Origin of the sequence: Methylosinus sp. sav-2 (assembly GCF_004366495.1) — a bacterium.
In the GTDB taxonomy this organism is placed as follows: domain Bacteria; phylum Pseudomonadota; class Alphaproteobacteria; order Rhizobiales; family Beijerinckiaceae; genus Methylosinus.
Genome location: NZ_SOEJ01000012.1, coordinates 47,620 through 62,938 on the forward strand (window position 1 = coordinate 47,620; position 15,319 = coordinate 62,938).

Sequence of the window (15,319 nt, forward strand, 5' to 3'; positions counted from 1 at the left end):
ATTGCCGTGAGCATTTCAGGCCGCCTCTTGCTCGGCGCCGAACCGGCGTTCGTGCTCGGCGCGCAACGCTGTCTCGAGGTCTTCTCCAGTGAATGCGCGAACGGCCTCTTGTTCCGACCCTACGTCGAGCTTCATGCAGATGATGCCGATCGCTGCGAGCACATCGTTGATGGTGAGCCCCTCGGCGCTGGCGATATCGCCGTAGGTCGCGCCGCTGGCGCGCAGTTCGAGCACGCGGCGTTCGTTGGGCGCGAGAGGAATGACACGGATCATCGGAGCGCTCCCGCAATCAGTGATGCGAGGTAGGTGACGACTGCAGCGTCGAACGCGAGAACGATTGTGAGGACTATGGAGCGGTTCGTCATGCAGCCTCCATTGGCTGAGGAGGCGGGTAGATGTCCGGGCGTAGCTCATGGCGCGGGACGCCAGTCTCGCGCTCGATTGGCAAAACATATTCGGCCGCGATGCCGGCCTTCGTTTTCTTGAGCCAATTCGAAATCGTCTGCTGCGACACGCCGATGCTCTCCGCGAGGGCGGCCTGGGATCCTTTGATCTCGATGGCTTTGAGGAGTCCGCTTGTGTCCATGGTGCGGATATAACAAGAATGATTGTTACTTGTCAACAAGCAGAATTGTCGAGCGACGCTACAAGCACCCTTGTATCGTCACGAGCTATGGACACGCTCGCGAACCGGTTGAAACATCGTCGGAAACAGCTTCGCCTCAGCCAGGCTGCCGTGGCGCGCGCAGTAGCCAAACTGCGCGGGCGTGCTTTTTCGCAGCAGGCATACGGAGCCCTTGAATCAGGCGACTCGCACAGCTCGGCGGAAATCGCCGCTATCGCGGAGGTGCTGAAGGCGCCACTTGCATGGCTACGCGATGGGAAAGGGCCTGCCCCCGAGGCGGTCGAACCGCCGCGTTTCGAGTCGGCGGTGGACGCCGATCTCGGCTTTAACAAGGACGAAGGGGCTATTCTGGAGGCGGAGGTACGAGCCGGTGCCGGCGGCGGCGGGGTGTCGACGGGCGCCTATTATGTCAGCGACGGCGATGGGAATTCATATCAAGCCGAAGGCGTCCGAGATCGATGGGTCATTCCGCAAGCAGTCGTCCGCGAAATGCTTCACGCTTCGCCTTCGCATATTCGGATTTTCGAGGTCATCGGCGATTCGATGCTCAACCCCGACAGCCGGGCCTTTTCGCTCTTTCCGGGGGATAGAGTTTTCGCTGATCTCCGCGACACGACGCCGAGCCCAGAGGGTATTTTCGTTTTGTGGGACGGTCTGAGCGTTGTCGTGAAGCGGGTCGAAGTGGTGCGCGGAAGTGATCCAATGCGCATTCGTCTCATTTCGGCGAATCCTCAATATTCTCCGTATGAGGCGACGATCGACGAGGTTCGGATTATCGGCAGATACGTGGGGCGTTTCACGGTGTTTTGATGCACAGGGCAGATATGTGGCCACTTCTTTGTTTAGTCGGCGCGACCACTGTTTTGGTGGCGTTTTTGAATATGACTTCGGTCGCAAACGCTTGTAGCGGTTGCGGCTGCCGAGGTGGGCCGGGTTATCGAGGCCCCAATGGTCGCTGCGTAGGATGGGCAGACATTGGCCGGACCTGCGGAAGCCCGCCGACAGCGCGATGTACGGCGGAAGGGCCGAATGACGGCGCGGAGCAGGCCGCTGAACTTGAGGTCAGAGCGCTCGGTGCACGCAGACCTCGTACCAAGTCCCCGTAGTCGGCGATCTCGAGGAACATTTTAATGTTCGGATGGTGGAGGCGCAGGCGCGAGTATCGCACGCTCGTTCTTCGAGACGCTGATGACCTGATCGCCCGATTCGGCATTCGAGCTTATTCCGCCGCAAGCATGCGGTGGCGGATCCACGGCGACATCCTCGATGGGAATCGGCCTGACGGACATTGGGAGCTGGTGCAGGAGGAAATCGCGAAAAGAAGCGGAAAAGTCATCGGCTTAACCGGGCATGAGCAGCGCCGCGACGGAAAATAACAATTATAATTGTTGACTAGTAACAAGTATGCTTGTAACTATGGCTCACCAACCGAGGTGAGCCATGCGTGAGATCGAGTTTCCCTTCGAAGAGCTGCCACTCGGCAGCGTCAAGACCGTCGACGGTCTCCTCTGCCAGTTCGAGGCCTGCGCCTGGGGGCGCGCCACCATTTCCTACGGCTCTGACGATTGGGCCGTCCTCCGCATCGAAATCGACGCCTCTGCGAAGGTCGATGGCCGCTGGGTCACGCGCTCGGCGCTGCTCGACCGCCGCAATCCGCTATGGCGGCTGATCGCCGACGCGCTGCGCCAGCGCGAGAACGATCGCATCCACGAGCGCATCATCGATGACATGCGCGAGGCCGGCGTCGTGCCGTGGAACCCGGCGGTCGAGCACAGCACTCTCAATCACGCTCAGACGGGAGTCGCGCGATGACATTCCCCGTCAGCACTTCGCCGTCTACGCGGGCCTCGGATCGCGAGTTGTTCGAGAGCCTTATCCCTGGCTTCAATGCGACGATCGACGGCTTCGCGAGCAAGCTTGAGGAGATCGGGTGCAATCTCTTTTCGGACGCGATCCGTTTCCGTCGCGAGATAGCCGGAAGTCCCTATGAGCGTCTCGTGCTCGCCGGCCGACTGCTCGACATGTGCGAGGCTGACGCCGCCGAACTGCTCAATCGCGAAATCGATCCGCTGACGTTCGATGATGTGCTCGCCACACTCGACGGGCTCACCGAAAAAGTGCGCTTGCTCAAGGCGCGCGCTGAGTTGCCGAAGGCGGCGGAGTGACGGCCGTGCCGATGTGCGCCGATTGCAAGCACTGGGACAATAGCGAGACGGCGCGCGGATACGATTTCGCCGCCACCGGCCTATGCCGGCGCGCCGCGCCTCTCGTCGACTTCCGCACTCGACTGGCGGCGTGGCCGTTCTCCTTCGCGGACGATTGCTGCGGCGAGCATTCGCCGATCGTGCGTTGGCCGTTCGATCTTACCGGCCTGCGCGATCGATTCGACGAACTTCCATTTTGAGGACGCGGACAATGCAAGAACCGAAATTCACGAGGGAGACGCTGCACGTTGTCGACCAAGGCGAGGGGAAATTCCCGATCGTCTGCGGCGAAGGCGGAACAGACGCCTGGGTCGCATTGGTCAATTGCGGCCCGAACGCGATGGCAAATGCGCAGCTCTTCGCACGGGCGGCAGCCGTCTATGACGCGCTCGCGGATATGGTCGCTGCGTTCAAACCGTTCACGGCCAAGAACATCGGCTTCCCTGGAAGCGAGGCGCGTCTCGAGCAGGACGCGCAGATTGCGGCGCACGGGAAAGCAATCGCTGCCCTCGCCGAAGCCCGAGGGGAGGTGTGACGATGTCCGGCCTCTCTCAACCCCAACGCGCCGCTGTCGAAGCGGCCGAAGCGGAGATCGCGCGCATCATCACCGCGCTCTGCGCCGAGCACGATCTCCTCGTCGAGAGCGTCGAGGCGCGTGCGGATACGATCGAAATCGTGGCGTTCAACGTGCGGGAGATCGGCGAATGACGATCGCGACCTTCCCCCAAACCTCGCTCGGCGCCGCGGCGACCATTGTGGTCGATCAGGTGGCACCAAGCGGCGTTCAGCGTATCTCGTGCCCAGACGACGAGACGTGGCACGCGTTGCGCCGCCAAGACATCACGGCCAGCGTTGCGGCGGCGCTGCTCGGCGCGGGCGACCCGGAAGACCAGCACGCCTACGTGACGCCTTACCAGCTCTACATGCTCGCGATCGGAGCGATCGAGCCGGAGCCGATCGACGATGAGGGGCCGATCCTTCGCGGCTGGCTCATGGAAGAGCCGGCCGTGCGACTGCTCCGCCGGCGGAATCCGAACTGGATGCTTCGGCACAACGCTGGTGATGCGCGTGTCTATTACCGCGATCCTGCGGCGCGAATCGGCTGTACGCCTGACGCAATCGTAAATGATCCGCAGCGCGGGCTCGGGATCGTTCAGATCAAGAGCGTCGAGGCGTCCATCTTTCGCAAGAAATGGAAAAACGACGACGGCGACATAGAGCCGCCGCTGTGGATCGCAGTGCAGGCGATCGTCGAAGCGACACTCGTCGGCGCGCGGTGGGCGGCTGTGGCGCCGATCGTCGTCGGGCACGGCGTCGAAATGCCGCTGATCGATATCCCGATCAAAGCGGGGATCATGGCGCGGCTCCGCGCCGCTGTCGCCGAGTTCTGGCGACGGGTCGAGGCAGGCGAGCCCTACGATCCGGATTTCGGCCGAGACGGGAAGCTGATCGCGAACCTCTACCGTGACGACGATGGGTCGGAAACCGATATCGCTGCGACCGACGACCTATTCCAGAAGCTTGAATTGCGCGAGCACTTTCTTGCCGTTGAGAAGGCGGCTCGCGCGGCCGAAGAGGCTCGAGCGACGATCGACGCCGAGCTGCGATTCCTCCTCAAGAATGCAGTGCGCGGCCGTCTGCCAGACGGGCGGATCATCGAGGCGAAAACGACGCGCGTGAAGGCGAAGACGATCGAGCCCTATTCATTCAGAGCTGTGAAAATCAAAGAGGCGAAAGCATCATGAGCACACAAGTCGCGCGCCGAGATCAGGTCGCGGATTTCAAGTCGCAGGTCATGAACCGCGAAAGCGAGTTCCGCATGGCGCTCCCGGCGCACATTCCGGTCGAGAGGTTCATGCGAGTGATCAATACGGCCGTCACCGGAAACCCGGACTTGCTCGGCGCCGATCGCGTTTCGCTGTTCCAATCGGCAATGAAGGCGGCGCAGGACGGGCTTTTGCCGGACGGGCGCGACGGCGCGCTGGTGATCTTCAAGAACAAGGTCCAGTGGATGCCGATGATTGGCGGCATTCTGAAGAAGGTCCGCAACAGCGGCGAGCTGCTATCGATCAGCGCCTACGTCGCCTACTCGAACGACGAGTTCGAATATTCGCTCGGCGACGAGGAGAAGATCACCCACCGCCCGGCGCTCGACGATCGCGGCAGGCCGAGGCTCGTCTACGCCATCGCGAAGACGAAGGATGGCGGGATCTATCGCGAGGTGATGACCGTCACCGAAGTCGAGAGGGTGCGCTCAGTGTCGCGCGCCGGGGGCTCTGGGCCGTGGAAAGACTGGTGGGACGAAATGGCCCGGAAGACCGTCCTGCGCCGGCTTTCGAAGCGTCTACCAATGTCCAGCGATCTCGACGACCTCGTTCGGCGTGACGACGAGCTCTATGAGTTCGATGCCGCGAAAGCGAGCACCAAGGCTGACGGGACCGCGCCGCGCGGACTCTCGGCGCGCCTCGACGCGCTCGCCGGCCCAGCCGACACGATCACCCACGACCAGGAAACCGGCGAAGTCACGCAAGAGCATTCCGAGACCGGCGCCGAAGATGACACGGCGTCGCAGGCCGCGGGAGTGGTGGATGGAGGGCTGGACTCCTCCGCTACTTCCGCGGTCGAGCCGGCTGCCGACGAGCCCGACAACCGATCCGAGGACGAAAAGCTCCTCGACGCAGCGCGTGCGAAGTCGCTCGAAGGCCGCCGCGCATTCGATGCTTGGTTCAATCGGCTGCGCCCTGAGCAGATCGACGCCCTCAACCCGCATATGAAGGGACTGATGGCTGCGGCGAAGCAGGCGGACGGGAGAGCGTGAGAAATGGCCAGCGATCTCGACAATGACCCGCGCGTCGCGGCGGCCGAAGAGGCCATCCAGAAAATACTGCTCGATCTCGAGGAGGAGGTCGGCGTCAGCGTCGAGCTCGTCGACGTCGATACCCACAATTTCTGCCAGTTGCGCACGAGCATCTTTCTGACGACTGAGAGAACGAGGATTTGATGGCGCTCTCGATTCCTCCCCGGCATGTGGTTGATCCGGGCGCGTTGACGCCAGCGGAGGCCGAATTTGTGCGGACGCTTCAGAGCGAAGCTCGCGATCTCCGAGAGGCAGCGGCGCGCCTTGGGATCAGTCTGAAGTCGGCGCAGCGGCGCTCGGGCGTGATCTGCCAAAAGCTCGGCGCCGCGAACTGGCGCGAGGCGATCGCGCTATGGCGAGGGCAGGCGGCATGAGGGCCGAATTCGCCGCCGGCTATCGCGCCGGCTTGCTGTTCGCGATCGATCAAGCGCTGCGGGTCGCCGACGGCGTCGAGGCGCGGACGACGACCAAACGCGCCGATGGCGCAGCCCACGCGCTGCGGGTGCTGGCGGAAGAGCTTTTGCGGGAGATCGGCGGGGAGGCGGACGCGCGAAGCGGCCCGGCTGGAGAAAGGATCGGGGCTCATGGCTGAGAACAGCGGAATCGCCTGGACCGATCACACTTTTAATCCGTGGATTGGTTGTGCCAAAGTCGGCCCCGGCTGCGATCATTGCTACGCCGAGGCGTTGGCTACGCGCCGACTTGGCGTCAACTGGGGTCCGCACGCGGCGCGCCGGCGCACGGCGGACTCGACCTGGGCCAAGGTGCGCAAATGGAATCGAGACGCGGCGGCGTCGGGTCGGCGGCTATGGGTGTTCGTTGCGTCGCTCGCCGATATTTTCGACAGCAAAGCGGACAAGAGCTGGCGCGATGATCTGTGGGCGCTTGTGCGCGAGTGCAGGAACCTGAACTTCATTTTCGTGACCAAGCGCATCGGCAATGCGGCGGACATGCTGCCAGAGGACTGGGCTGAGAACTTTCTCCACTGCGGGATCGTTGCGACCGTCGTCACCCAGCCCGAATGCGATCGCGATCTGCCGAAACTGCTCGATCTGAAGAAGCGCCACGGCGTTGCCTGGATCGGGCTCTCGGTCGAGCCGCAGTTGGAGCGTGTCATCCCGAAAGACGCCCACGGGCTCGATTGGGTCATTTCCGGCGGGGAGAGCGATCAAGGCGGTGCGCTGGGCCGCGAATACCGTGTGAGCTGGGCTTATGACCTGATCGCCTGGGGTGAGACGCATGGTGCCGCGATCTACGTCAAGCAGCTTGGCTCCTATTTCGCGCGGCGCAACGATTTCAAGGATCGCGCGGGGGCCGATCCGGCCGAGTGGTGGCCGCTGGCGCTCCGCGTGCGGCAAATGCCGCGCGGCGTGCCGACAACCATCGGAGCGGCTGCATGACGATCGCTCCTTACCCGCTCCAATGGCCTCATGCCGTCGCGCGAACACCGCCGGCGCGGCGCATCAAATCGCCGTTCCGGACGGGCTTCGAACAGGCCGTAAAGAATGTCGCCGACAGTCTTCGCCTCTTCCAGAAAGAAGCCGGGGTCAAAATCGAGCACGTCATTCTTTCGACCAATGTCGATCTGCTGAACAAGAGTCCTGCCGATCCGGGCGCTGTGGCGTGGTTTCAAATGGACGGCCAATGGGTGGCGTTTGGCGTGGATCGCTTCCTCATGGTCGAGGCGAATATTCAGGCGATTCATCACATCATCGAAGCTCGCCGCGTAGAGCTGCGCTATGGCGGCCTTTCGATCGTGCGGCAGACCTTCCGCTCGTTCATCGCGCTTCCGGCTCCCAGGGGCATTCACTGGACCGAAATCCTGCATGTGCCGGCGAACGCGACGCCGGAGCAGATCGAGCGCGCGTTCCGACACGAAGCGAAGACTGCTCATCCTGATGCAGGAGGCTCCGATCAGATGATGGCTGAATTGAACGCTGCACGCGCGCAGGCGCTGAAGGATCGATCATGACAACGACCGTTTCCCTGACCGCGGGCCTGCGCGAAATGATCGCGAGCGGCCGCCTGACCGAGGCGATGATCCCGGACGATTTCCAGTGGCTCGAGGCGTCGCTGGCTGGGTCGGCTTCCGATTCTCCGCCTTCTGGAAGACGGGAAAACGGAAGAGAAAGCGCTGACCGCTCGATTGACGATCTCCTCGGAGAAGCCCTGCGCCGTCACCGGCACGGCCTCATCCGGCCGCTCTGGGCCGAAATGCCCGAGGGGCCGGAGAAACAGCGGTGGCGAGATCAAGGCCGTGCGCTGGTCGATTTCAACGACGTCCGCGAATCGATCCGCAACGGCGCTCGTCGCGCGCCAAAAGTGTTCGTTATCGAAGGCGGCGAGCGCGCGCGACTGCAAGCCGAGGTCGAGCGCCTGAGACACGAGCGCGACCTCCCCGAGCTCGAAGACAGGCGGCGGCCGAACTCGTATTTCGGCGCCGAGACGGGCGAGCTTCGCGACGCTATCGCGAACATTATCCGTTCGAACTCGTCGCCGACCGTTGAACGCGATGGCTTCCACGCCCGCAACGGCAGTCAGGCCGGCTATATCGTCTATGAGCACGACAGTCTGCCGGGGGTGCTGAGCGGAATCCTTGATTTGTTCGGCCTTGTCGATCACCCGATTGCGACCATCCCGTTGAACGAGCCTGTGCTCGTCTTCGACGAGGGAACCGGCGATGCCGCGATCATAGAACTCCGCCGGCCCGGCGAATTCTGCCCCTTCGGAAACCCGCGCAATCCGCGCCCGGCGACGCACTGGCGCCGACTTCCGCCGAAGGGGAAGCGTCGATGAAAGCGGCCCTGCCGCGCTGCGCTCGCTGCGGCGCGTTCCTCAGCGCAATCGACCTCGGCGCCGGAAAATGCTTCGACAGGCCGAGGGCGGAGTCGTGCCTGTGGCGTCGAGCCCTGCTTAAGTGGCGGATGCCGCGCGCGCGGCAGGTGGTGACGAGGGTCGAGGCGGGGCGGACGAAGAAAGGAAAGCGGCACAATGGCTGATCTGCCGATCATTTTCTCTGGGTCGATGATCCGCGCGCTGCTCGATGGCCGCAAGACTATGACGCGTCGTCTCGACGTCGAGCGCTGGCGTTCGCGATCGGCGGGAACGCGAGTCTGGGTCCGCGAGAACTGGTGGCAAGTCGTCGCTAGCGACGGGCCGCAGGCCATCGCGCCAGGCGAGAACGCGGGTCGTGAAGGCGCGTTCTATAGAGCCGACTGGCCCGAACATCCGCCGTGCCCGCACTATCGTGCGCGCCCTTCGATCCATATGCCGCGCTGGGCGTCGCGCCTCATGCTGACTGTCGAGAGCGTCAAGATCGAGCGGCTGCAGGAAATCAGCGAAGCCGACGCGCTCGCCGAGGGCGTCTATTTTCGAGCCGACGCCGAGCTTGCCGCCGAAGGAACCCTCGTGGGCAAAGATAACCGCCCCGCATTGATCGCGATAGACGATCCCGATGGCTCCTATTTTTGGGCGGATACCGAATGCGGCTGGCACAGCGCATCTCGCGCTTATCGCAGCCTTTGGGAAAGCCTCCACGGCGCAGACGCATGGACCGCAAATCCATGGGTCGCCGCCATCACATTCCGAACGATCCACTCGAATATCGATGCGTTTGGCGGCGCCGATTGCCCGCTTACCGGAGAGGAGGTGGCGCGGTGACAGATCCTCGGACGCAGGCGCTCGCTGACAAATACATCGGGCGCGCGGGTGGCGCGCCGGAGCCGAGCGCGCGGATCAAGAGTCCGTCCCGAGTCGGCGGCGTCTTTCTCGGGCCGCAGGAGATGCGCCACGTTGCGACGCTATTCGAATTCTCCGAAACGATCGTGACGCAGGGCCAGCGAGCGTTTCCAAGGGGCGGTATGCGTGACCGCGCCTCGATTGCGCAAAAGGCCCTGGCCGATCTGCTCGGCGTCCCGGAGAGCGACCTTCGTAGCGCGGTCGCGCTCTATCTGAAGCAGAACCGTCCATGACCGCCGCTCGCCTCCCGTGCTGCGTCCCGTTCTGCCGGCGGACGATCGGCGCCGACAGGGGCTATTCGGAATGGATTTGTCCGAAGCACTGGCGGCTGGCTCCGCCAGAGGCGCGCGCCGCTTATGCGCTCGCGCGGCGCCGGGCGCGGCGGATCATCGCGCGCAAGCCGATCTACCGAGAATATTGGAGGCTGCTTCCCGGCTCGCCGGCGCGGCTTTCCGCGGTCGCGATGTGGCGGCGGGTCGACTCCGCTTGGGAGCGCTGCAAGCGCCAGGCGATCGAGCGGGCGCTCGGGGGAGGGGAGGAGCCGTGAGCCGCCGCGCCTCTCACTCGACGCACGTGGAGGTGGAACGCGTCCGCGCGACTGCCGCGGCCGCCATCCTCGGTGTGACCGTGCGCGGGGTCCAGGCGCTTGCCGCGCGAGGGGAGTTGCCCGGGGCCGCAAAAATCGGCAGCCTATGGACCTTCGATCCGGAGAAGCTCCGCCGGCATATCGCGGCGAAGGAGGCCGAATGCGCGAGCCGAATCTCTATACCCGAGGCGGAGTCTTCTGGCTGCGAGCCACCGTCCGGGGAGTCGAGCATAGAGAAAGCCTACGCACGCGCGATCTCGCGACTGCGCGGCGGCTCCGGGACAAGCGGATCGAAGAGATCGCGGCGGCGCGCTGGCGCGGCGAAAGGCGCCGGACGTGGCTCGAGGCCGTGACCGAGTGGGCCGAGCACGAGTCTGGACAAATCGCCCCTTCGACGGCAAAGCGCTACGCCGTCTCGCTCTCGATGGTGAAGCCGCACCTCGCCGCCTATGCGATCGAGAAAGTGGACGGGCAGGCGATAGCGACCATGATTTCAGCGCGCCGGCGGGAAGGGGCGACCCCGGCGACCGTGCGGCGTGATCTGACGGCCGTATCGCGGGTGCTGGACTTCGCCGAGGCGATGGGCTGGCGGGAAGGCAATCCGACGCTCTCCAAGCGGCGTCTGCTCAAAGAGAGGCGCAATCCCATCGTCCTGCCGATAGCGCGCGACATTGAGGTCATTATCGCCGCCGCCTCGACGCGCTTCGGCGCGCTGATCCGCGCCGCGCGGCTCACCGGCTGCCGACAGGACGAGCTGGTCCAGGCGACTTGGCGGGGCTTCAACGCGCGGGGCAAAACCCTCGAGGTGATCGGGAAGGGGAACAAGCGCCGGACGATTTCTCTGTCCGAGACGGCGGCGGCACATGTGTCGGCACAGCCGGTCACACTCGGCTGTGACCTGATTTTCTGCCGGGAGGGCGGCGAGGCCTTCTCACAAGCGGCCTCGGATTTCACCCATGTGCGGCGGGCCGTCATTGCCAAGGCGAAGAAGGAAAAGCGGGAATTTCAACGATTTCGCTTCCACGACCTCCGCCATTTGTTCGCGGTCGAAGCGCTGCGCGGCGGCATGAGCATCTATTCGCTTTCGAAGCACCTGGGCCATACGAGCGTCAAGACGACGGAGATCTATCTGGAATTTCTGACGCCAGAGGAGGTGGCCCGAGCCAAAGAGGGGTCGGCACAAATGCCGGCACAACCACGGCGGTCTGCATGACGAATGACCGCAGTTTCTCAAGCTATTTCAATGCGGTGCTCGAATAGCGCAGAAAATTGCTTGTCGGTCTTGAAAACCGCCGTGGGGGAAACTTCACCGTGGGTTCGAATCCCACCCCTTCCGCCAGTTCGACAGTTCAACTCGTATTTCCGTGTGTGCATTTGACGCCGCTGTTCCAGCCCTGGGTCCAAAGTCGGTGATCGAAAGCACATCGCCATAAGCTGCACAATCTTGGTGATAACGCCCACTGATTCTCCAAATATGGATAAAGCAACGACAGCCACGTTTGGTAAAGGTATTGCGTGATGGTTGACCGCGAACATGACTCTCAAGTTAAGAAATTATTGAACTCACTGCTCCGCAATAGGGCAATTGCTACGCGTGTCTCTCTAGCTATATTTACTGCTAGTTCGTTATATGCAATGTATTACATTGATGATACTTTTAAAAAAATTGTATTTAATATTATTAATGCAGCTGATAATGCGCCATTTATAGCTGCTTGTTTGATTGCAGTTGTTTCTTCATTTCTTGCGGTGTGGCTATCATTTGATGGCGACAAAATTAAACAATCGGTCAGCCTGGCGGATGCTGAAGCGTTGTCGTCGGCAGAGCGAAACGTTGCGTCGACTGCCGATACCTTGGCGAGAGATTTTGAACAACGTGCGCGGATTGCTGTCGATTCCGCGGTGTCGAGCTGGGCTGACAAGGCAGACAATTTAATAAAGTATGAGCTGTCTTCGAAAATTGACGAGCTTTTTGGAAATAACATAGTAGAGTCTATTGGTAAAATATTGGCAGAGCAATCAGATGATATAACAAAAATAAATCAAATTCGTCGCGATAGTGGTGACAGATTCTTGCAGATGCGTAATAGGTCTCTCGAATATGCCAGTTTAGCAGAGCGGCAGGCAAGAGTGTTTCGCGGTTCTGGAATGAATCTCGCAATTATTGGTCTTCTCGTGCTCGGATTTGTATTGGCCGGCACGTACTATCAATACTGGAAAAGTCCAGAATTGCTACAGCAGCACGTCGAGTGGGAGGTGGTGTTGCTGAGACATGGGCCGACCTATGCGTTCGTCATTCTGTGCGAGGTTCTCGCGCTCATAATGTTCCGTTATCAGTCTAAAGCATTAGAACTGATGCGTTATTTTTCAAATGAAGCTACGAACATCGATGCGAGGCATACCGCCTTCCTTTCAGCCCTGCAATTCATGGACAAACAAAAGCTCTCGAAATTGATCGAGAGGCTCGATGCGACCGAGCGTAATTTCTTGATCGATAAGCATCAGCGTACACTCGAAATGGCGAATAACGAAAACGAAGATCGCATGATCGAGAGAATTAGGACCTTGCTCGATCGATCGAAGGGAGAAAAGCAGGAGGCGGTAAAAAAGAAAAAGGATGATGGCGAGGAGTAGTCGGCCAATCGGCGCAACCCCCTCGATGATTGTGGCGATGCAGCCAGCGTGACTCCGATCACAATTGCTCTACGCCAGGGACCGCGGGCTCGGAGAGCCTCCATGGCCGCAATCCAGCTGATACATTGCTCCTTATTCGCGACCACAGGGGAGGAGCGCGGGCGGCTATAGCCGCCCCCCACGCCGAAACGCCTGCGGCGGCTGCCCATAAACGCGCAGAAACGCCCGTCGCATTCGTTCTGGATCGCGAAAGCCGCTGTCGCGCGCGATTCGCTCGATCGCGTCGGCGCCGCTCTCCAGCGCGCTCTTGGCTCTGTCGAGACGCAGGCGCTCGATCGCCTTGGCCGGCGTCGCGCCGGTGCCGCGGGAGAAGGCGCGCGCGAAATTGCGTGGGCTCATCGCGGCCTGCTCGGCAAGCTCCTCCACGGTGAGGCGATGTTGCAGACGCTCGCTCGCCCAGCGCAGCAGCGTCGCGAATTTGTCTTGCCGGCTCTCCAATTCCAGCAGCGCGGAAAATTGCGATTGCCCGCCCGGGCGCCGATGATAGACGACGAGCTGCCGCGCCACTGCGCGCGCGACATCCTCGCCGAGATCGTCGTCGATCATCGCCAGCGCGAGATCGATCCCCGCGGTGATTCCGGCGGAGCTCCAGATCGGCCCATCGCGCACGAAGATCAAATCCGGCTCCAGCCGAACCTTTGGAAAGCGTCGCTGAAAATCGCCGCTGCGGCTCCAATGCGTCGTCGCTCTGCGGCCGTCGAGCAGCCCGGCCGCCGCCAGCACATAGGCGCCCGAGCATACGCTCGCCACACGTCGCGCGCGCGTCGCTGCGCGGGCGACGAAAGCGAGAGTCGCTCTGTCCGTGGCGGCGGCGCGCGTGCCGAGGCCTCCGGCGATCAGCAGCGTGTCGCAACGTCGCGCCGCGGCGAAGCCCCCGGCCGCTATGGCGACGCCGGAAGAGGAGCGCACGACGCCCGGCGCGACGGCGATCGTCCGTATCGCATAGGCGCCGGGGACGATGCGCGCGGCGATCTCGAATGCGGCGATCGGACCCGCGGCGTCGAGAATCTGAAAATCCTCGAAGATCAGCAGAGCGATGATCCGCGCGCTCATGGCTTTGTCTGAAAAAGTGGGAAAACCGTCATTTGAGACAGAGCCTAGCGGCGCTACTCTGCCTTCGTCAACAAGGGGAGGCTCGCAATGTCCGACCAAAGCTTTCGCATCGTCTTCGCGATTTTTCCGCGTCTCACTCAGCTCGATTTCACCGGACCTTTCGAGGTGCTGTCGCGGCTGCCCGGCGCGGAGGTCGTCGTCGCCTCGCGCGAGGGCGGCGCCGTCGCTTCCGACACGGGGCTCGAATTCGGCTCGACGCGCGCGCTCGCCAGCGTGGAGCGCTGCGATCTCCTCTGCGTTCCCGGCGGGCCCGGCGTCGAGGCGGCGTCGGTCGATCGCGAATTTCTGGAGCAGATCGCGCGGCTCGCGGAAGGCGCACGCTATGTGACCTCGGTCTGCAACGGCTCGCTGCTGCTCGGCGCCGCGGGGCTTTTGCGCGGCAAGCGCGCCGCCTGCCATTGGGCCTGGCGCGAGCTGCTGCCCTTGTTCGGCGCCGAGCCGGACGCCGCGCGCGTCGTGCGCGACGGCCGCGTCGTCACCGGCGGCGGCGTGACGGCGGGCATTGATTTCGCTTTGACGCTCGCGTCCGATATCGCTGGCGAGCAGGTCGCGCGCGCGATCCAATTGTCGATCGAATATGCGCCGGCGCCGCCTTTCGACAGCGGGCGGCCGGAGACGGCGGGCGCGGCGCTGGTCGAATGGGTGTCGCCGCGTTTCGCCGAGCGAAAGGCGCGTTTCGCGGCTTTGCATGGCTGAGCGATGCGCGGCTTTTTAAGGTGCGGCTTTCTGTGCTCTATCGAGCGCTTCTGTCGCCGCAATGGATGCGCCTATGACCGCCGCCGCCACGCCTGCGCATGTCGTCATCGACGGCTTTCTCGGCGCGGCGCGCGCCGGCGAGCTGATGCAATTCGCGCTGGCGCATGAGAGCGAATTTCACCAATCGCGTTTCTATACAGCCGAGCGCGAGGCGCGCGTCGATACGTCGGTGCGCGATTCTTCGCATCTTCTCGAGCTCGGCCCGCTGCGCGCGGCTTTCTCCGCATCTGTCGACGCCATCCTCGCGCAACTGACGCATGAGCTTCATGTCGGCCTGCCGACCGAAACGAAAAAAGAGATCGAGATGGTGCGCTACGGCGACGGCGGCTTCTTCAAGCGCCACGCCGATGCGCCGCCGCGGCCAGACGGACACGACAGCGTGCGGGCGCTCACGCTCGTCTATTATTTTCACGCGCTGCCCAAGCGTTTCGAGGGCGGCGCGCTGCGGCTCTTTTCGCCGGACGGCTTTGCGGACATAGCGCCGGTCTATGATCGTCTCGTCGCTTTTCCGTCCGCCGCATTGCATGAGGTGCGGACGACGCGCTGCGCGAGCGCCTTTGCCGATGGGAGATTTTCGATCAATTGCTGGGTGAGGCGGGCGCGCGAAGGGCAATCCCCCTCGCCATCATGCTGAGGAGGTCGCGAAGCGACCGTCTCGAAGCACGAGGGCGATCTCCAGAAGGCGGCGCTGACGGTTTTCTCGTCCTTCGAGACGGCGGCTGCGCCGCCTCCTCAGGATGAGGAAA

General features: G+C 62.7%; 25 protein-coding genes. 22 read left to right on the forward strand and 3 right to left on the reverse strand.

Going from position 1 to position 15,319, the window contains the following annotated elements; translation table 11 throughout:
* Positions 1–15: 15 nt before the first annotated feature.
* Positions 16–273: a LuxR C-terminal-related transcriptional regulator gene (locus EDE12_RS21925; RefSeq protein WP_026599284.1), complete on the reverse strand. Its 258-nt coding sequence runs from the start codon at positions 271–273 to the stop codon at positions 16–18.
* Positions 274–361: 88 nt separating this feature from the next.
* Positions 362–586: a YdaS family helix-turn-helix protein gene (locus EDE12_RS17195; RefSeq protein WP_026599283.1), complete on the reverse strand. Its 225-nt coding sequence runs from the start codon at positions 584–586 to the stop codon at positions 362–364.
* 87 nt (positions 587–673) lie between these two features.
* On the opposite strand from EDE12_RS17195, the gene EDE12_RS17200 reads away from it, so the two are divergent.
* The 20 genes from EDE12_RS17200 (at position 674) to EDE12_RS17280 (ending at position 12,644) form a co-directional block, all read left to right on the forward strand.
* Positions 674–1,435 carry a LexA family transcriptional regulator gene (locus EDE12_RS17200; RefSeq protein WP_166671882.1) on the forward strand — a complete coding sequence of 254 codons (762 nt, stop codon included), beginning with the start codon at positions 674–676 and terminating at the stop codon, positions 1,433–1,435.
* A gap of 320 nt (positions 1,436–1,755) precedes the next feature.
* Positions 1,756–2,001, forward strand: a complete 246-nt coding sequence (locus tag EDE12_RS17205; RefSeq protein WP_134188193.1) for a hypothetical protein — start codon at positions 1,756–1,758, stop codon at positions 1,999–2,001.
* A 64-nt stretch (positions 2,002–2,065) separates the two neighbouring features.
* On the forward strand, positions 2,066–2,437 hold the full coding sequence (locus tag EDE12_RS17210) for a hypothetical protein (RefSeq protein ID WP_026599282.1): 372 nt from the start codon (positions 2,066–2,068) through the stop codon (positions 2,435–2,437).
* A complete protein-coding gene (locus EDE12_RS17215) occupies positions 2,377–2,790 on the forward strand; it encodes a hypothetical protein (RefSeq protein ID WP_134188194.1) in 414 nt (137 codons plus the stop codon). Before EDE12_RS17210 ends, EDE12_RS17215 begins: the two co-directional genes overlap by 61 nt.
* Positions 2,787–3,029: a hypothetical protein gene (locus tag EDE12_RS17220; RefSeq protein ID WP_026599280.1), complete on the forward strand. Its 243-nt coding sequence runs from the start codon at positions 2,787–2,789 to the stop codon at positions 3,027–3,029. The genes EDE12_RS17215 and EDE12_RS17220 overlap by 4 nt, the downstream gene beginning before the upstream one ends.
* Before the next feature lie 11 nt (positions 3,030–3,040).
* Entirely contained in the window at positions 3,041–3,364 is a 324-nt protein-coding gene (locus EDE12_RS17225) for a hypothetical protein (protein WP_026599279.1), read from the forward strand.
* Between the two features lie 2 nt (positions 3,365–3,366).
* Positions 3,367–3,537: a hypothetical protein gene (locus EDE12_RS21930; RefSeq protein ID WP_157198950.1), complete on the forward strand. Its 171-nt coding sequence runs from the start codon at positions 3,367–3,369 to the stop codon at positions 3,535–3,537.
* A complete protein-coding gene (locus EDE12_RS17230; protein ID WP_026599278.1) occupies positions 3,534–4,574 on the forward strand; it encodes a YqaJ viral recombinase family protein in 1,041 nt (346 codons plus the stop codon). The genes EDE12_RS21930 and EDE12_RS17230 overlap by 4 nt, the downstream gene beginning before the upstream one ends.
* Positions 4,571–5,647, forward strand: a complete 1,077-nt coding sequence (locus EDE12_RS17235) for a recombinase RecT (RefSeq protein ID WP_051592546.1) — start codon at positions 4,571–4,573, stop codon at positions 5,645–5,647. The genes EDE12_RS17230 and EDE12_RS17235 overlap by 4 nt, the downstream gene beginning before the upstream one ends.
* 3 nt (positions 5,648–5,650) lie before the next feature.
* The gene (locus EDE12_RS17240; RefSeq protein WP_026599277.1) at positions 5,651–5,830 is read left to right on the forward strand and encodes a hypothetical protein; all 180 of its coding nucleotides are present in this window, start codon (positions 5,651–5,653) and stop codon (positions 5,828–5,830) included.
* The gene (locus tag EDE12_RS17245) at positions 5,830–6,060 is read left to right on the forward strand and encodes a hypothetical protein (RefSeq protein ID WP_026599276.1); all 231 of its coding nucleotides are present in this window, start codon (positions 5,830–5,832) and stop codon (positions 6,058–6,060) included. The genes EDE12_RS17240 and EDE12_RS17245 overlap by 1 nt, the downstream gene beginning before the upstream one ends.
* Positions 6,057–6,278 carry a hypothetical protein gene (locus EDE12_RS21935; RefSeq protein WP_026599275.1) on the forward strand — a complete coding sequence of 74 codons (222 nt, stop codon included), beginning with the start codon at positions 6,057–6,059 and terminating at the stop codon, positions 6,276–6,278. The genes EDE12_RS17245 and EDE12_RS21935 overlap by 4 nt, the downstream gene beginning before the upstream one ends.
* Positions 6,271–7,086: a DUF5131 family protein gene (locus EDE12_RS17250; RefSeq protein ID WP_166671883.1), complete on the forward strand. Its 816-nt coding sequence runs from the start codon at positions 6,271–6,273 to the stop codon at positions 7,084–7,086. Before EDE12_RS21935 ends, EDE12_RS17250 begins: the two co-directional genes overlap by 8 nt.
* Positions 7,083–7,658 carry a J domain-containing protein gene (locus EDE12_RS17255; protein ID WP_026599274.1) on the forward strand — a complete coding sequence of 192 codons (576 nt, stop codon included), beginning with the start codon at positions 7,083–7,085 and terminating at the stop codon, positions 7,656–7,658. Before EDE12_RS17250 ends, EDE12_RS17255 begins: the two co-directional genes overlap by 4 nt.
* A complete protein-coding gene (locus EDE12_RS17260; protein ID WP_026599273.1) occupies positions 7,655–8,482 on the forward strand; it encodes a hypothetical protein in 828 nt (275 codons plus the stop codon). The genes EDE12_RS17255 and EDE12_RS17260 overlap by 4 nt, the downstream gene beginning before the upstream one ends.
* A gap of 195 nt (positions 8,483–8,677) precedes the next feature.
* Entirely contained in the window at positions 8,678–9,346 is a 669-nt protein-coding gene (locus tag EDE12_RS17265) for a hypothetical protein (RefSeq protein ID WP_026599271.1), read from the forward strand.
* Positions 9,343–9,657: a hypothetical protein gene (locus EDE12_RS17270; protein WP_026599270.1), complete on the forward strand. Its 315-nt coding sequence runs from the start codon at positions 9,343–9,345 to the stop codon at positions 9,655–9,657. The genes EDE12_RS17265 and EDE12_RS17270 overlap by 4 nt, the downstream gene beginning before the upstream one ends.
* A complete protein-coding gene (locus tag EDE12_RS21940) occupies positions 9,654–9,971 on the forward strand; it encodes a hypothetical protein (RefSeq protein WP_026599269.1) in 318 nt (105 codons plus the stop codon). The genes EDE12_RS17270 and EDE12_RS21940 overlap by 4 nt, the downstream gene beginning before the upstream one ends.
* A 199-nt stretch (positions 9,972–10,170) precedes the next feature.
* The gene (locus EDE12_RS17275; protein ID WP_026599268.1) at positions 10,171–11,223 is read left to right on the forward strand and encodes a site-specific integrase; all 1,053 of its coding nucleotides are present in this window, start codon (positions 10,171–10,173) and stop codon (positions 11,221–11,223) included.
* 305 nt (positions 11,224–11,528) lie between these two features.
* The gene (locus EDE12_RS17280) at positions 11,529–12,644 is read left to right on the forward strand and encodes a hypothetical protein (RefSeq protein ID WP_134188195.1); all 1,116 of its coding nucleotides are present in this window, start codon (positions 11,529–11,531) and stop codon (positions 12,642–12,644) included.
* A 165-nt stretch (positions 12,645–12,809) separates the two neighbouring features.
* Here the strand turns inward: EDE12_RS17280 and EDE12_RS17285 are convergent, their stop codons facing one another.
* Entirely contained in the window at positions 12,810–13,745 is a 936-nt protein-coding gene (locus EDE12_RS17285; protein ID WP_166671884.1) for a helix-turn-helix domain-containing protein, read from the reverse strand.
* A gap of 99 nt (positions 13,746–13,844) precedes the next feature.
* On the opposite strand from EDE12_RS17285, the gene EDE12_RS17290 reads away from it, so the two are divergent.
* Positions 13,845–14,513 (forward strand): DJ-1/PfpI family protein, encoded by a 669-nt coding sequence (locus EDE12_RS17290; protein ID WP_026599266.1) that lies wholly within the window; start codon positions 13,845–13,847, stop codon positions 14,511–14,513.
* Between the two features lie 73 nt (positions 14,514–14,586).
* Positions 14,587–15,207: a 2OG-Fe(II) oxygenase gene (locus EDE12_RS17295; protein ID WP_026599265.1), complete on the forward strand. Its 621-nt coding sequence runs from the start codon at positions 14,587–14,589 to the stop codon at positions 15,205–15,207.
* Positions 15,208–15,319 lie beyond the last annotated feature (112 nt).

What these genes read in the sequence shown, in the direction of transcription:
- EDE12_RS21925 (WP_026599284.1), bottom strand. Translation starts at nt 273, where the DNA reads ATGATCCGTGTCATTCCTCTCGCGCCCAACGAACGCCGCGTGCTCGAA.
- EDE12_RS17195 (WP_026599283.1), bottom strand. Translation starts at nt 586, where the DNA reads ATGGACACAAGCGGACTCCTCAAAGCCATCGAGATCAAAGGATCCCAG.
- EDE12_RS17200 (WP_166671882.1), top strand. Translation starts at nt 674, where the DNA reads ATGGACACGCTCGCGAACCGGTTGAAACATCGTCGGAAACAGCTTCGC.
- EDE12_RS17205 (WP_134188193.1), top strand. Translation starts at nt 1,756, where the DNA reads ATGTTCGGATGGTGGAGGCGCAGGCGCGAGTATCGCACGCTCGTTCTT.
- EDE12_RS17210 (WP_026599282.1), top strand. Translation starts at nt 2,066, where the DNA reads ATGCGTGAGATCGAGTTTCCCTTCGAAGAGCTGCCACTCGGCAGCGTC.
- EDE12_RS17225 (WP_026599279.1), top strand. Translation starts at nt 3,041, where the DNA reads ATGCAAGAACCGAAATTCACGAGGGAGACGCTGCACGTTGTCGACCAA.
- EDE12_RS21930 (WP_157198950.1), top strand. Translation starts at nt 3,367, where the DNA reads ATGTCCGGCCTCTCTCAACCCCAACGCGCCGCTGTCGAAGCGGCCGAA.
- EDE12_RS17230 (WP_026599278.1), top strand. Translation starts at nt 3,534, where the DNA reads ATGACGATCGCGACCTTCCCCCAAACCTCGCTCGGCGCCGCGGCGACC.
- EDE12_RS17235 (WP_051592546.1), top strand. Translation starts at nt 4,571, where the DNA reads ATGAGCACACAAGTCGCGCGCCGAGATCAGGTCGCGGATTTCAAGTCG.
- EDE12_RS17240 (WP_026599277.1), top strand. Translation starts at nt 5,651, where the DNA reads ATGGCCAGCGATCTCGACAATGACCCGCGCGTCGCGGCGGCCGAAGAG.
- EDE12_RS17245 (WP_026599276.1), top strand. Translation starts at nt 5,830, where the DNA reads ATGGCGCTCTCGATTCCTCCCCGGCATGTGGTTGATCCGGGCGCGTTG.
- EDE12_RS21935 (WP_026599275.1), top strand. Translation starts at nt 6,057, where the DNA reads ATGAGGGCCGAATTCGCCGCCGGCTATCGCGCCGGCTTGCTGTTCGCG.
- EDE12_RS17250 (WP_166671883.1), top strand. Translation starts at nt 6,271, where the DNA reads ATGGCTGAGAACAGCGGAATCGCCTGGACCGATCACACTTTTAATCCG.
- EDE12_RS17255 (WP_026599274.1), top strand. Translation starts at nt 7,083, where the DNA reads ATGACGATCGCTCCTTACCCGCTCCAATGGCCTCATGCCGTCGCGCGA.
- EDE12_RS17260 (WP_026599273.1), top strand. Translation starts at nt 7,655, where the DNA reads ATGACAACGACCGTTTCCCTGACCGCGGGCCTGCGCGAAATGATCGCG.
- EDE12_RS17265 (WP_026599271.1), top strand. Translation starts at nt 8,678, where the DNA reads ATGGCTGATCTGCCGATCATTTTCTCTGGGTCGATGATCCGCGCGCTG.
- EDE12_RS21940 (WP_026599269.1), top strand. Translation starts at nt 9,654, where the DNA reads ATGACCGCCGCTCGCCTCCCGTGCTGCGTCCCGTTCTGCCGGCGGACG.
- EDE12_RS17275 (WP_026599268.1), top strand. Translation starts at nt 10,171, where the DNA reads ATGCGCGAGCCGAATCTCTATACCCGAGGCGGAGTCTTCTGGCTGCGA.
- EDE12_RS17280 (WP_134188195.1), top strand. Translation starts at nt 11,529, where the DNA reads ATGGTTGACCGCGAACATGACTCTCAAGTTAAGAAATTATTGAACTCA.
- EDE12_RS17290 (WP_026599266.1), top strand. Translation starts at nt 13,845, where the DNA reads ATGTCCGACCAAAGCTTTCGCATCGTCTTCGCGATTTTTCCGCGTCTC.
- EDE12_RS17295 (WP_026599265.1), top strand. Translation starts at nt 14,587, where the DNA reads ATGACCGCCGCCGCCACGCCTGCGCATGTCGTCATCGACGGCTTTCTC.